Raw genomic sequence first — 13,594 nt, forward strand, 5'->3', positions numbered from 1 at the left:
CGCGGAGCGCAGGGGCTGCATCCTTCCTCGATCGGCGCTATCGTCTCGGCATGTGCCGGAACATCCGTTGCCTTCACAACTTCGAGCCCCCGACGACCGACGACGAGGTGCGGGAGGCCGCCCTCCAGTTCGTGCGGAAAGTGAGCGGCTCCACGCGTCCATCGCGGGCGAACGCCGCGGCGTTCGAGCAGGCCATCGACGAGATCGCCGAGGCGACGCGGCGGATGCTGGACCAGCTCGTCACCAACGCGCCGCCGAAGAGCCGCGAGCTGGAGGCCGCCAAGGGTCGGCAGCGCCACGAGAAGCGCATGGAGCGCGAGGTGAGGATCCGGACGGCCTCCGCATGACCGCACCGCGGACACCGGCCCAGGGGGAGGGACGATGAAGCGGTACTCGTTCGATCGAGTTCCGGACGAGGCCATCGCGGATCTTCACGCCCGGATCGACCGCTTCCGGTCGGTCCCCCTGCCCCGGCGGGACGGCCTGGGCGGTGTCGACCCGGGTCTGGTCGCCGAGGTGATGCGTCACTGGCGTGAGGACTACGACTGGCGCCTCCACGAGGACCGGATCGCGTCGTGGCCCTGGTGGGAGACGGAGCATACGGCGGTGCCCGTCCGCGCGATGATCGCGGCCGCCGACCGCGACGATGCGCCGGTGGTGCTGCTCCTGCACGGCTGGCCGGACTCCGTCCTCCGCTTCGAGCGCATCCTCCCGCTGCTCGGGGATGTCACCCTCGTCGTCCCCGCCCTGCCGGGGTTCCCCTTCGCCGCGCCCGTCGAGAACGGGGGCATGTCGTCGGTCGAGATGGCGGACGCGGTCGCGGACGCCATGGCCGAGTTCGGCTTCGACCGCTACGTGATCTCGGCCGGCGATGTCGGCTGCGACGTGGGCGAGGCCATCGCCGCCCGCCACGGTCGGCACGTCGGTGCCCTGCATCTGACGGACCTGTCGCAGTACCACTTCCTCGTCGGCCTGCCCGACGACCTCACCGCGGAGGAGACCGCGTACGTGAGGCGGGGGCACGACTGGCAGCGTCGCGAGGGCGGTTACATGCACGAGCAGTCCACCCGGCCGCTCACCCTCGCGGCCGGCCTCGGCGACTCCCCGGCAGGGCTGGCTGCGTGGATCCTGGAGAAGCTGGTCGACTGGACGGACTCCGGAGGCGACCTGTCGGCGGCGTTCACGCTCGACGAGGCGCTGACCTGGATCTCGGCCTACTGGTTCACCGGGACGATCGCCACATCCTTCACCCCGTACGCCGCCGCTGCCGCGAAGGACTGGCCGAGGATCGAGATCCCGACGGTCATCACCGTGTTCCCGAAGGACCTCGTCAACGCACCCCGGCATTTCGTGGAGCGGTTCTTCGAGGTGGTCGACTGGTTCGAGTTCCCGCGCGGCGGCCACTTCGCCGCCTGGGAGGCGCCGGAGAGCTACGTCCAGGGAGTCGGGCGCGCCCTGGAGGTGCGGCGGAGCGCGGGCTGACCGCGGTCCTCACTCCGACGCGAAGGTCAGACGGACTTCTTCCTCCGCGCGCTCCTCCGGACGAAACCGAAGACGAGCGTGCCGATGAAGAGGATGATGCCGATGATCGCGAGCCAGAGCAGTCCCTTGATGGCGAACCCGACCACCACCAGCACGGCCCAGGCGACCAGCAGGATCACGATCACTGTCAACATGCCGCCAACGGTACCCGCGAAACCGCGCCGCAACGACGGGGGCGCCAATATCGGCACTCACAGTCGCCGCACCGACGGACGCGCGTACGCTGGAGGGAAGCGCCCCGGACCTCGACGCCATCAGCATCGAACGGGGCGTTCATCATGTCCGAGGTCTCCACCGGCCGGCCGCAGCCGGCCCACGCCGGCAACGAGTACACGGCGCTGGCCGCGATCATCCGTGAGTCCGGGCTGCTCCGCCGCCGCTACGGCTACTACTGGACCAAGCTCATCCTCGTGCCGCTGCTGACCGGTGTGGCGGTGCTCGCGTTCGTGCTGATCGGGGACACCTGGTGGCAGCTGTTCACCGCCGTCGGCTTCGCGTTCCTGTTCACGCAGATCGCCTTCCTGGGGCACGACGCGGCGCACCGGCAAATCTTCCGCTCCGGACGCTGGAACGATTGGACCAGCCTGGTCGTCGGCGACCTGTTCGTCGGGATGAGCTACGGCTGGTGGCAGCACAAGCACACGCGGCACCACGCGAACCCGAACCAGGAGGGCGTCGATCCCGACATCGAGCTGCCGGTGATCGCCTTCACCCCGCGGCAGGCCCAGGACCGCCCCGCGGCGCTGCGCTGGTTGATCGGGCACCAGGGATGGTTCTTCTTCCCCGTCCTGCTGCTGGAGGGGCTGTCGCTGCACGCCTCGAGCGTGCGCCGGGTGCTCGCCCGCGAACCGGTCGCCCGCCGGCCGGTCGAGATCGCCTTCCTGACCGTGCGCATCGTCGGGTACCTGACCCTCGTGCTGCTGGTGCTCTCGCCGGGGATCGCGGCGGTCTTCCTCGCCGTGCAGCTCGGCCTGTTCGGCTTCTACATGGGGATGTCGTTCGCCCCCAACCACAAGGGGATGCCGCTGGTGCCGCACGGCATGAAGCTCGACTTCCTGCGCAGGCAGGTGCTGATGAGCCGCAACATCCGGGGGAGCAGGACGCTCGACTTCCTGATGGGCGGCCTGAACTACCAGATCGAGCACCACCTGTTCCCGTCGATGCCGCGCCCGCACCTGCGTCGAGCGGCCCCCACGATCCGCGCGTTCTGCGCGGAGCACGAGGTCACGTACACCGAGACCGGGCTGCTGCAGTCGTACGCGATCGTCACGCGCCACATCAACCGGGTGGGGCTGGGGGACAAGGACCCGTTCAGCTGCCCGCTGCTCGAGCTGCGGCAGACGCCGGCGTCAGGCGTCCAGCTCCCGCCTCATCAGCCAGCGCACCCGGCCTCCTGAGTGCGCGTGCGTCGCCACGACCCGTGAGAAGCCGTGCTTCTCGAATCCGGATCGCGTACGACCCGGAGATTGCGGAGCTGGTCGACGACGCCCACCAGTCGGGGGAGCCGTTCGAGCTGCGCTGGTCGGACGTGGGCCCATCCGGCGCTCAGGCGAACTGGGACAGCTACCGGCACGATTCAGCGCTCTCGGTCACCTGGCAGATGACCGAGGCCCCGCGCGGCATCGTGCAGGCAAACATCCTTACCCGGTTCCTGGCCCCGCACCGGGATATTGCGCGCAAGCGCGTGACCTGGCTGTACCGGCCGATCGACGTCGCCCGTGCGGCGGCGATCGTGCAAGCCGATCTGCGCGCTGCGAACTTCAACATGACCTCGAGCGAGCGTCCCACCGCACGAGATGTGGTGGGAACGCGGGCCGCGATGGCGACCGCGGAAGAGGAGGCCAACGGTGCAGGCCTGGTGAACTTCGGCATGGTGGTCACCGCCACGGTGACCGACCCTTCTCGCGTCGCTGACGCGAAAGCGGCGATCGAGAACCTCTCCTCCACGGCGCGGCTTCGGCTCCGCTGGAGCACAGGCCCGGCTCGACGCGGCCGGGTCCCGACAGGACCGGCCGTGAGCTACGAGGACGACATGCGCGACGACGAGTTCGACGAACAAGGAACCGCGCTCGACAGCACCGGCGAGACACCCGAGCCAGATCTCTTCTACGGGTCAGTCGACGAGTTCGTGCGCGAATACCTGATCAAGGTCTACCGGCGCCCCGTGGGCGCTCAGGGCGGAATGAAATGGGCCGCTCGCTGGTGGGAGTACCCCGAAGCGCTCAGCCGCCTTGACGCGCTCTGGCGCGCGTGGGAACATCTACGCCTTGACCCCGCGACCGGGATGAGCCTCTGGTGGCGCGACCACGCGGACCACCACATGCCTGTGTTGCTCAGCCCCAGCGGACCGTTCGCGGCCTCCAACGATCAGAACAAGCGCGGCGAGCCGTTGCCCTATGAAGCTCCCGTCGACGGCTTGTTCCCCGACCTGCGTCGGAAGAACCGGTAAGTTCGCAAACGGCAGCCAGATCCGAATAGCGACGGCCAGCTCACGAGTGCTGAGCCACTGCGCAGAGGATGCGTGATCGCGCGGAACACTCGCCACAGGCCACAAAATGATTCGCTAGTCCATGGACCGCCAACTAGTGCTGGCTAGAGTGAAGGCATGACGGGTTCCAGAACGCGGCAGCAGATCCTGTTGCACGCCGCGCGCCTGTTCGGCCGGCACGGATACTACGGAACCACCACCCGCGACATCGCGGACGCGGTAGGAATCCGCCAGCCATCGCTCTTCTACCACTTCTCGGCGAAACATCAGATCCTCGCCGAACTGGTAGATGCGGATCTACGGCAGACCATGGGCCGACTGGCGCAGGCGGAGTCGTTCGACACATCCTGGGCTGAGCGGTTCCACTTCTTCCTTGCGGCGAGTTCGCGCGACTATCTGACGCTTCCGTACGACGCCCGCGGCTACTACAGCGATGCAATCTTCACCGAGCCGGAATTCCAGGACCAGCGGCTGGAAATCGAGCGCTTCCACAAGCGGACGCAGCAGCTCGTGAGCGCCGGCGTCGATGCGGGGGAGTTCCTCGGGGTCGACCCGGTGTTCATCCAACGGGCCATCACCGGCCTGCAGTTCGAGGGGATGCGCGAGCGCGAGACGAACGCGACCGCCCCAGTGTCCGAGCGGCCGCTCCAGCTGTCTGACTTTATCCTGCGCGCCGTCCTCTCGGACCCGGCCCGGCTGGGCGCCGTTCGTGCGGCCACGGAGTCGCGGCTGGACGCCGTAGACCGCGGCTAACGAAGTACGCTTTTTCATTCTTCTCCGAGCCGAGACCTCCTCGAAACAGGCTGGCAACAATCGTGATCTATCAATTGATAGACGAAGAACCTATCGATTGATAGTCTGCTCACGGCTCATCCGAGCCGTGAGCATCGAGCATCGACGGAGATCCCATGCACACCACCACACGCTTCATAGCCGCTGCGGTCGCGACCGCAGCCGCCCTCGCGCTTGTCGGCTGTTCGGCCGCTTCCGGCCAATCCGGAGGCGGGAGCACCGCCGTCGCAACGGTTGCGCCGCCGGCCATCCGGAGTTCAGGCACGTTGTCGATCTGCACGACCAACCTCGGCTCGCCGCCGAACGTCTCGACCGATGCCAGCGGCGCACTGATCGGAAGCGAGATCGACCTGGCGAAGGCCCTAGCGGGTCGCCTGGGACTCAAGCCCGACTTCGTCACGGTCGACTTCTCCGCCCTCATCCCGAGCCTGCAAGCGAAGCAGTGCGACGTGATCATGTCGTCCCTGTACATCAAGCCGGCGCGTGAGAAGATCGTCGACTTCGTCCCGTACCTGACCTCGGCGTCCGGCGTCGCGGTGAAGAAGGGTTCCAAGAATGGGGTGACCGGACTGGACGACAGCCTATGCGGCAAGAAGGTCATGGTCACCGTCGGTACGACCGCGCAGTCGCTCGCCGAAGCGCAGTCCACCAAGTGCACCAGCGCAGGAAAGAGCGCGCTCGACATCAGCACCAACAACCAGGCGACCGTCGGCTTCCAGCAGCTGGTGAACGGTCAGATCGACGCTTACATGGACACGGCCGAGCTGATCGGCTACTACCAGAAGCAGGGCACCGCAGGCATCCAGCTGGCGGGGAAGCCGACCGACTCGGTCGACATCGGAGCAGCCACGCTTAAGGGCGACTCGAATCTGCACACCGCCATCCAGAAAGCCTTCGACGATCTGGTGAGCTCGGGAGAGTACAAGAAGATCCTCACACAGTGGGGCCAGTACCAGCTCGCCTACGCACAGAAGGGCTGACGCGTGAGCTTCGACTGGGCGTTCTTCTGGAAGAACCTGCTGACACCTGGTGCACCCTTCCTGCAGGGGCTCGTCCTCACAATCGTGATCTCGGTGCTGGCGATGGTCGGCGCCCTGGTGGTCGGTCTGGTGATCGCACTGATGAGGCGATCGCGCTTCGCTCCGCTCAAGGTCGTCGCCAGCTTCTACATCTGGCTGATCCGGGGAACGCCGCTGCTCGTGCAGCTCGTCCTGATCTACACCGGGTTCGCGGCGGCGAACGTCTTCCGGTTCGAGGATGTGGAGCTGGGCGGTCTCCTGGTGAAGGCGGCAGTACAGGCCGCCATCGTCGGACTCGTCGTCAACGAGAGCGCCTACATCTCCGAGATCATCCGCGCCGGCCTCGACTCGGTCCCGATCGGGCAAAGCGAAGCGGCTGAGGCGCTCGGGATGTCGGGAGGCTCGGCGATGCGGTGGATCATCCTGCCGCAGGCCCTCCGGCTGATGGTCCCGCCGCTGGGCAACTCGTTCAACGGGCTGATGAAGAGCACGTCGATCCTCAGCGTCATCGGGGTCTCCGAGATGTTCCTGGTCTCCCAGAGCATCAGCGCGGCCACGTTCCGCACCTTCGAGATCTTCGCGGTCGTCGCCATCTACTACCTCGCACTGACCACCGTCTGGACGGTGGTTCAGGCCTCCATCGAGAAGCGGTTGAACGCGCGCGTCGGGATCGAAGCGACGGTCTCGCCGTGGCAGCGGCTCTTCGGCGGCCGCCGCGGAGTGCCGCTCACCCCCATCGCCGTCCCCCAGCAGGAGCTCTGACGTGAACGACACGAACACCATGGGCGCGGATGCGGCCCCCCTCGTCAGCGCGCACAACGTCTGTCGCAGCCTCGGCGGTCGAGAGATCCTCCGTGAGGTCTCCCTCGAGGTCCGGCCGGGTGAGGTCGTCGTGCTCGTCGGGCCGTCCGGCGCAGGGAAGACCACCTTCCTCCGCACCATGAACGGCCTGGAGACCATCGACCGGGGCGACCTCCTCGTCGCCGGGCAGCCGGTCGGCTACCGGGTGACTGGCGACGGCAAGCGCACGGCCGCATCCCGCACGGCCCTCATGCGGCAGCGGCAGGAGATCGGCTTCGTCTTCCAGCACTTCAACCTGTTCCCCCACATGACGGCGCTGGAGAACATCTGGCACGCCCCCGTGCGGGTTCGTGGCGTGGCGAAGAAGGAGGCGCTCGCGCAAGCCGAGGCGCTCCTCGCCAGGGTGGGGCTGTCCGACAAGGCCGATGCCCGTCCGAACAAGCTGTCGGGCGGCCAGCAACAGCGTGTCGCCATCGCCCGAGCGCTGGCCATGCGCCCGCGGCTGATGCTCTTCGACGAGCCGACCAGTGCTCTCGACCCGGAGATGATCGGCGAGGTGCTCGACGTGATGCGGGAGCTCGCCGCCGTCGACATGACTATGGTCGTCGTCACCCACGAGATGGGGTTCGCCCGCGAGGTCGCGGACCGCGTCGTCGTCATGGATGCGGGCAGCATCATCGAGGTCGCCACACCGGCCGACCTCTTCGCTTCCCCGCAGCATCCACGGACTCAGGCCTTCCTGTCGAAGATCCTCTGAGCGAACCGGCTGCTCCACCGCTGCCTCCGAAACAAGGAAGAACCATGCCTGCCACCACCCTCACCGGCGCTGTCGCCACTCCGCACTCCGCGGCCACCCGCTCAGCGGAGCGGGCCTTCGAGCGCGGTGGGAACGCCCTTGATGCCGCGCTTGCCGCCGCCGCCACCCTCAGCGTCGTCTACCCGCACAACGTCAGCATCGGCGGCGACCTCATCGCGCTGGTACGCAATCCCTCCGGTCGCACCCTGTGCGTGAACGCCTCCGGCCCGACGGGGTACGCGGTCGACCCGGCCAGGCTCCGTGATGCGCACGGCGAGACCCTGCCGTATCGCGGCATCGACACCGTTACGGTGCCTGGTGCGGTGCGCGGCTGGGACGCGATCCACCGGATGGGCGGGCAGCGACCGTGGGACGAACTCTTCGCCGACGCGGTCTCCGCCGCGCGCGACGGCATGACCGTCTCGCGCTCGCTGGCTGCGGCGTTCGCCGAGGAGCGGGACGCCATCCGATTCGACCCGGGGTTCGGGGAGGTGTTCCTGCCCGGCGGGCGCCTGCCGGCTCTGGGGGACGTCCTGCGTCAGAGCGCGCTGGCCGACACCCTTGACACGCTGCGCAGTGAGGGCGCATCGGCACTCTACGACGGGTCGTTGACCGCCTCCTTCGTCGGCGGGCTGACCGCCTTGGGCTCGCCGATCGGGTACGCGGACCTCATGCTCTTCCACCCGGAGATCGCCGAGCCGCTGTCCGGCCGTTTCCGCGGCCTCGACCTGCTCACCAGCCCGCCGAACACCCACGGGTTCGTGCTCCTGCGCGTACTGGAAGAACTGGAGAGAAATGGTGTCCTCGACCCGTTGGGGGCGTCGTTCGGGACGATGATGGAACGATTCTTCGAAGCCAACGCCGTTCGTGACGAGTACCTAGGCGACCCGCGTCTCAGCCACGGCAGCACGGCCTCCCTCTTCGAGGAGACCGCCGAGGCGTCGACGGAGGCGGTCGCGCCGGGCTTCCGGCCGCCCCGGGGTGACACCGTCGGCATTGCGGCGTCGGACTCCTCGGGCTGGTCGGTGTCGCTCATCCAGAGCGTGTACCACGCCTTCGGCGCCGCCGTCGTCGAGCCGGCCACCGGCATCCTCCTGCACAACCGCGGCACCAGCTTCTCGCTCGACCCGGACTCGCCGAACGCACTGGCGCCGGGAAAGCGACCTCTGCACACCCTGATGCCGGTGATCGTCACCGAAGGCGGGGCTGTCCGCTACGTCTCGGCTGTGATGGGCGGGCAGGGGCAGCCGCAGATCCATGCCCAGACCCTGCTCCAGGCGATGGCCGGGATGACGGCAGTCGAAGCGGTCTCCGCCCCGCGGGCCGTGGTCGGCGCGCAGCGAGACGGGGACCGGGCGTCAGCGGTCTACGCGGAGGACGATCTCGCCGCTGGTGCCCGGCTTTCGCTCGACCGCACCGGCCTCAGCATCACCCCGACGCCCCGCCTCAGCGAGCTGGTGGGCCACGCCAACCTCATCGTGGTCGGGCACGCCGGGTCAATGGATGCGGGGAGTGACCCGCGCTCCGATGGTGCGGCCAGCGTGCGTTCGTATCCCGCGGAAGCTGCATGATGGCGGACGGGAATGCGCGACAGCGAGACCTGACCGTGATGCTGATGCTCGCGCTCACCCTTCTCCACCGGGATCGTGGATGCTGTCGGCTACCTCGGGCTGGACAAGGTCTTCGCCGGCAACATGACCGGCAACGTCGTGGTGCTCGGCATGGCGCTGGCCGGTGCGGACGGCCTGCCCTGGGTGGGCCCCCTCATCGCCCTCTTCGCCTTCATGGCCGGCGCGGTGATCGGCGGGCGGACGCTGCGTCGGGAGTCGACGGGGTGGAACACCCGCACCAGCTGGTCGTTCACCGCTGTCGCCGTCGCCCTCCTGCTGCTCACGGCGGTGACGATCGTGACGGGAGGAGTCCCGCCCAAGCCGTGGGAGTTCGCCATTACGACGCTGCTGGCGGCGACCATGGGTTTCCAGGCCGCAGTCGCCCGACACCTCGCCGTGAAGGATGTCACCACGGTGGTGGTGACCTCGACGCTGACCGGCCTCGCGGCGGACTCGCGGCTCGCGGGCGGCTCCGGCCAGCCCTGGCGCCGTCGAGTCGCGGCCGTTGCGCTGATCGCTCTGGGAGCTCTCGTCGGCGCCCTTCTTCTCCGTCTGAACATCGCGGCGCCGCTCGGGCTCGCCGCTGTCATTAGCGCGGTGGCAGCCGTGGTCGGGCACAGCGCGGCTCACGCGGAGAAGTAGGTGATCCAGAACCGGGCCGGTGTGGTGTCGCCGTACGGGATGGCCATCTCCGCGACTGGAGCCCGGTTCAGAGAAGCGGTTCTCCTGGAAGTCGCGGAGGGTAACCTTGTTGAGCACCAGACCTCGTGCGCGTTGAAACCGACCCGGAACTTCCAGTTCTCCCACTAAATCGCCTGGACGTCGACCCCGAAGCTCAGCCCGTCGGGCTGCGTGATCTCGATAGGCTTGGGGCGAGGAATCCCTCCGGGATGCGATACGCGCGGCCTGGAATGAGCTCTTGGCTCTCGCTGGGCAATCTAGCCGCCTGATCTGTCCTCCGCTCGCGCCCGCTTGTATTTTGAAGCGGCAGCAAAGTCACCGAAGTATTCCGGGGGATACGGGCGCTCTCTGAGATGTGCTCGCCATGCGCCAAAAAAGCGTTCAAACAGAATGGCCGACCGGTTCATCCACATCCGAAGCGTGACGCCAAGATGACTGGCCGCGCTCAGCGCGAAACAGGGTCAACCTGCTCCATTAGCTCTAGCTCGCCGGGCCGCACATAGCTTTCCCAGTCTCCGAGCCCCAGGCACGCAAACGCGCCTGCGCGGGTGGCGGTCTCCAGGCGCGCCAGGAGATCGCCACCGAGAAGTAGCTCGGCCAGATAGCCGGCGACAAACGCGTCACCCGCCCCGACGGTGTCGACCGGGCGAATCTGTGCGGCGGGAAACGCCACGTGCCGCCCCTCCGAGAGCGTGACGCTGCCGGCAGCTCCGCGCTTGATTACCGCCGTCGATGGTCCGAGCGCGCAGATTCGCTCGGCGAGAGCGTCAGGGTTGCCGGGGCCGACCAGTAGTTCGGCCTCGGCCTCGCCGGCGAAGACGATCTGGGATCGCTCAGCTATTCGCTGGTAGACGATCCTCGGGTTCCGCCCGCGCCACAGCGCGCTGCGGTGATTGACATCGAACGACACCGCGACGCCCGCATCGGAAGCTAAATCGATGGCGCGGAACACGGCTCTCTCTGCCGAGTCGGACAACGCGGGTGTGATCCCGGTGACGTGAAGCACGCCTGCACCGGAGAGCAGGCTCGCCTCGATGTCGTCGACATCCAGGCGGCTACCCGCACTGTGCGCTCGCGCATACGTCACGGCACTGTGCCCGGGGATGCGTGTCTCTTTCACCATCAGGCCGGTGTGGGCAAGTGGATCGATGATCCCGTGGGTGCGGACGCCCTCGGCGCGCAATTCTCTCAGTATCTTTCGGCCGGCCGCGTCGTCGCCGACGCGTCCGATCCATGCTGCTCCGACGCCGAGCCGCGCGACGCCGATCGCGACGTTGCTCTCTGCACCGCCCATCGCGAAGTGGTACTGGTCGACCAGTTCGCCGGGGCCGCTGTGCGAGGCGCGGAACAGTCCCATCGTCTCGCCGAGGGTCACGAGGGTCGGCGTCCCTTCAGAATCCATCATCACAGGACTGTCTGCCGGTCGAGACCGGGTCCCATGGCGGTCGCCGCCAACTCAGTCGCTTCGCGCGCCCGCTGCGCGATCGTATCGAATCGTCCGGCGCGAATCAGCTCCGCGGGCACCATCCAGCTACCGCACACTGCGGGAACCTGGGGATGGCGAAGATACTCCGCAAGGTTTTGCGGAGACACACCGCCGCTCGGAATGAAATGCATACCGAGGAACGGTGCTGACAGCGCACGGATCGTCTCGATACCGCCCAACCGGTCCGCCGGAAAGAATTTGACAGCGTCAATTCCTGCCCGCATGGCGCGTTGCACCTCGGTCGCGGTTGCGGTGCCGGGCAGTGGTTCCAGCCCGCTGCTTTGCATCCGTTCGACGAGCTCGTCGTCGAAGCCCGGACTGACCGCGAAGCGCGCTCCGGCCGCGGCGACTTCCTTCAGTTGGCCCGGATGCACGACGGTCCCGGCACCGACCATGAACACGTCGCCCAGCGTAGAGGCGATAGCGGCTATGGAGGCCACGCCGGCGGGTGTACGCAGGGTGATCTCTGCGCAGAGGATTCCTCCGCTCATGAGCGCGTGCGCGAGTTCGACTGCCGCAGCAGCGTCTTCGATCACGACGACGGGAATCACCGGAGGCCACTCGAATACGTCACTCATCTGCCGAGCCACCCTCCGTCGACCGGGAGCACGATGCCCGAGACGTAGTCCGATGCGCGGGATGCCAAGAAGACCGTCGCGCCTGCGAGATCGCCCGGTTCGCCCCAGCGACCTGCGGGGATCCGCTCCAGGATGCTGCGCGAGCGGTCCGCGTCGGAGCGCAATGCCGCGGTGTTGTCGGTCGTGATGTACCCGGGCGCGATCGCGTTGACGTTCACGCCGCTGGCAGCCCACTCGTTGGCGAGCGCCTTGGTCAGACCCGCGATGCCCGACTTCGCGGCCGTGTACCCGGGCACGTTGATGCCCCCTTGGAAGCTCAGCAGAGAGGCCGTGAAGATGATCTTGCCACGTCCGCGTTCGAGCATTCCCCGGCCGACCTGCTGGGTGAGCTGGAACTGGCTCGTCAAGTTCACCTGCAGCACGCGGTCCCATGACGACATGGGGTGGTCCGCGGCGGGAGCGCGCTCGATGGTTCCCGCGTTGTTGACGAGGATGTCCACGCGCCGGGGGGAGAGGTCTTCCGCGAGCGAGCGAATGGCATCAGCGTCCGCGAAGTCGCACGAGACCGACTCGAACGATCCGCCCGCCGAGGTGATCGCACGCTCGACATCGCTACCCGGGGTGAGCGTCGCGCTCACCCCGATGATGTGGGCTCCCGCTGACGCGAGCGCCTCCGCCATCGCGCGCCCGATGCCCCGGCTGGCGCCGGTGACGACGGCAGTGGTCCCCGTTAGGTCGAACAGCGCCGTCATCGGGCGACGCCCGTGCCGGAAACATCAACCAGCACTTTCATCGCTTCCCCCGACTCGAGCGCACCGAAAGCCTCGTTGGTCTGCGCCAGGTCGACGATGCGGCTGATCAGCGCGCCGGTGGGGATGACCCCGCCGGCGACCAGTTCAACTGCCCTCTCGAAGTCGGCGCGCGTGTATACGCGCGCCCCCAGGATGCGCAGTTCGCGCCAGAACACCCGCTGCAGGTCGACGGCGCGCGGTTGCGGGTGGATGGCGACGACCACCAGCGTGCCGCGCACCTTCGGCAGCGACGTGGCACTGGCGACCGCGGCGGCAGCGCCGGAGACTTCGAACACCACATCAGCGCCGGCATCGCCGGTCCACTCGTTGACAGCCTGTGTGAGGTCCTGTGCTGCGGGGTCGAGCGTGCGAAAGCCCAGATCGGCGATCTGCGCCCGGCGGCGCTCGTCGAGTTCGACGACGACGACCTCGGCACCCTCGTTGCGAGCCACAGTGGCGATGAGCACTCCGATCGGCCCGCCACCGAGCACCACCACCCGGTCGCCCGCGACGAGCTCGGACCGCCGGACGTCGTGCACTGCGACGGCCACCGGCTCGACGAGCGCCGCCTCATCGAGGGCCAGCGAGGCCGGGAGGCGCACCAGAGTCTCCTGAGGGACGTTCCAGCGTTCCTGGAGCGCTCCGGGAGAGTCGATCCCAATGAAGTCGAGGTTCTGGCAGATGTGCTCGTTGCCTGCGAGACAGGCCGGGCAGGTGCCATCCCAGGAGAGCGGCATGACCGTGACACGGTCACCCTCGGTCCAGTTCTCGACGCCCTCGCCCACCGCAGTGATCACGCCGCTCATCTCGTGGCCGAATGTCAGAGGGGTCTCCACTCGCGCATCCATATGGCCGTGATAGATGTGCAAATCAGTACCGCACAGACCGGCGAAAGCCACCGAGATCTGCACCTCGCCCCGGCGGGGCGGATATTCAGGTACATCCGCAACAGCGAGCTGCTGAGCGGAGAGGTATTGCAGAGCGCGCATAAGTTCTCCATTGGTATGACG

15 protein-coding genes are annotated in these 13,594 nt (G+C 67.7%); 10 read left to right on the forward strand and 5 right to left on the reverse strand.

Annotated elements, in window-relative coordinates; all coding sequences use genetic code 11:
• Nucleotides 1-50 precede the first annotated feature (50 nt).
• Together J2W45_RS15820 and J2W45_RS15825 are read left to right on the forward strand one after the other, a co-directional pair.
• Nucleotides 51-347: a DUF2277 domain-containing protein gene (locus tag J2W45_RS15820; protein WP_310133745.1), complete on the forward strand. Its 297-nt coding sequence runs from the start codon at nucleotides 51-53 to the stop codon at nucleotides 345-347.
• A gap of 34 nt (nucleotides 348-381) precedes the next feature.
• On the forward strand, nucleotides 382-1,482 hold the full coding sequence (locus J2W45_RS15825) for an epoxide hydrolase (protein WP_310133747.1): 1,101 nt from the start codon (nucleotides 382-384) through the stop codon (nucleotides 1,480-1,482).
• 26 nt (nucleotides 1,483-1,508) lie between these two features.
• Here the strand turns inward: J2W45_RS15825 and J2W45_RS15830 are convergent, their stop codons facing one another.
• Entirely contained in the window at nucleotides 1,509-1,676 is a 168-nt protein-coding gene (locus J2W45_RS15830; RefSeq protein ID WP_310133749.1) for a hypothetical protein, read from the reverse strand.
• 144 nt (nucleotides 1,677-1,820) lie between these two features.
• On the opposite strand from J2W45_RS15830, the gene J2W45_RS15835 reads away from it, so the two are divergent.
• The 8 genes from J2W45_RS15835 to J2W45_RS15870 all read left to right on the forward strand — a co-directional run bounded on the left by J2W45_RS15835 (nucleotide 1,821) and on the right by J2W45_RS15870 (nucleotide 9,690).
• Complete coding sequence (locus J2W45_RS15835) at nucleotides 1,821-2,939, forward strand: fatty acid desaturase family protein (protein ID WP_310133751.1); 1,119 nt, start codon at nucleotides 1,821-1,823, stop codon at nucleotides 2,937-2,939.
• A gap of 23 nt (nucleotides 2,940-2,962) precedes the next feature.
• On the forward strand, nucleotides 2,963-3,991 hold the full coding sequence (locus J2W45_RS15840; protein ID WP_310133753.1) for a DUF4913 domain-containing protein: 1,029 nt from the start codon (nucleotides 2,963-2,965) through the stop codon (nucleotides 3,989-3,991).
• Between the two features lie 156 nt (nucleotides 3,992-4,147).
• Nucleotides 4,148-4,783: a TetR/AcrR family transcriptional regulator gene (locus J2W45_RS15845; protein ID WP_310133755.1), complete on the forward strand. Its 636-nt coding sequence runs from the start codon at nucleotides 4,148-4,150 to the stop codon at nucleotides 4,781-4,783.
• Between the two features lie 155 nt (nucleotides 4,784-4,938).
• The gene (locus J2W45_RS15850) at nucleotides 4,939-5,802 is read left to right on the forward strand and encodes an ABC transporter substrate-binding protein (protein ID WP_310133757.1); all 864 of its coding nucleotides are present in this window, start codon (nucleotides 4,939-4,941) and stop codon (nucleotides 5,800-5,802) included.
• 3 nt (nucleotides 5,803-5,805) lie between these two features.
• A complete protein-coding gene (locus J2W45_RS15855; protein ID WP_310133760.1) occupies nucleotides 5,806-6,603 on the forward strand; it encodes an amino acid ABC transporter permease in 798 nt (265 codons plus the stop codon).
• A gap of 19 nt (nucleotides 6,604-6,622) precedes the next feature.
• Nucleotides 6,623-7,399: an amino acid ABC transporter ATP-binding protein gene (locus J2W45_RS15860; protein WP_310135072.1), complete on the forward strand. Its 777-nt coding sequence runs from the start codon at nucleotides 6,623-6,625 to the stop codon at nucleotides 7,397-7,399.
• Between the two features lie 44 nt (nucleotides 7,400-7,443).
• Nucleotides 7,444-9,009, forward strand: coding sequence for a gamma-glutamyltransferase family protein (locus tag J2W45_RS15865; RefSeq protein WP_310133761.1), 1,566 nt, complete (start codon nucleotides 7,444-7,446; stop codon nucleotides 9,007-9,009).
• A 75-nt stretch (nucleotides 9,010-9,084) separates the two neighbouring features.
• Nucleotides 9,085-9,690, forward strand: a complete 606-nt coding sequence (locus tag J2W45_RS15870) for a YoaK family protein (protein WP_310133764.1) — start codon at nucleotides 9,085-9,087, stop codon at nucleotides 9,688-9,690.
• A gap of 484 nt (nucleotides 9,691-10,174) precedes the next feature.
• On the opposite strand, the gene J2W45_RS15875 is transcribed toward J2W45_RS15870, so the two are convergent.
• From J2W45_RS15875 to J2W45_RS15890, 4 genes are read right to left on the reverse strand one after another with little or no spacing between them, the layout of a single operon-like run.
• Nucleotides 10,175-11,134: a sugar kinase gene (locus J2W45_RS15875; protein ID WP_310133767.1), complete on the reverse strand. Its 960-nt coding sequence runs from the start codon at nucleotides 11,132-11,134 to the stop codon at nucleotides 10,175-10,177.
• The gene (locus J2W45_RS15880; RefSeq protein ID WP_310133769.1) at nucleotides 11,134-11,793 is read right to left on the reverse strand and encodes a bifunctional 4-hydroxy-2-oxoglutarate aldolase/2-dehydro-3-deoxy-phosphogluconate aldolase; all 660 of its coding nucleotides are present in this window, start codon (nucleotides 11,791-11,793) and stop codon (nucleotides 11,134-11,136) included. The genes J2W45_RS15875 and J2W45_RS15880 overlap by 1 nt, the downstream gene beginning before the upstream one ends.
• Nucleotides 11,790-12,545, reverse strand: a complete 756-nt coding sequence (locus tag J2W45_RS15885; RefSeq protein WP_310133772.1) for an SDR family oxidoreductase — start codon at nucleotides 12,543-12,545, stop codon at nucleotides 11,790-11,792. The genes J2W45_RS15880 and J2W45_RS15885 overlap by 4 nt, the downstream gene beginning before the upstream one ends.
• On the reverse strand, nucleotides 12,542-13,573 hold the full coding sequence (locus J2W45_RS15890; protein ID WP_310133773.1) for a zinc-dependent alcohol dehydrogenase: 1,032 nt from the start codon (nucleotides 13,571-13,573) through the stop codon (nucleotides 12,542-12,544). Before J2W45_RS15890 ends, J2W45_RS15885 begins: the two co-directional genes overlap by 4 nt.
• Nucleotides 13,574-13,594 lie beyond the last annotated feature (21 nt).

Source organism: Leifsonia shinshuensis, from assembly GCF_031456835.1.
In the GTDB taxonomy this organism is placed as follows: Bacteria; Actinomycetota; Actinomycetes; order Actinomycetales; family Microbacteriaceae; genus Leifsonia; species Leifsonia shinshuensis_C.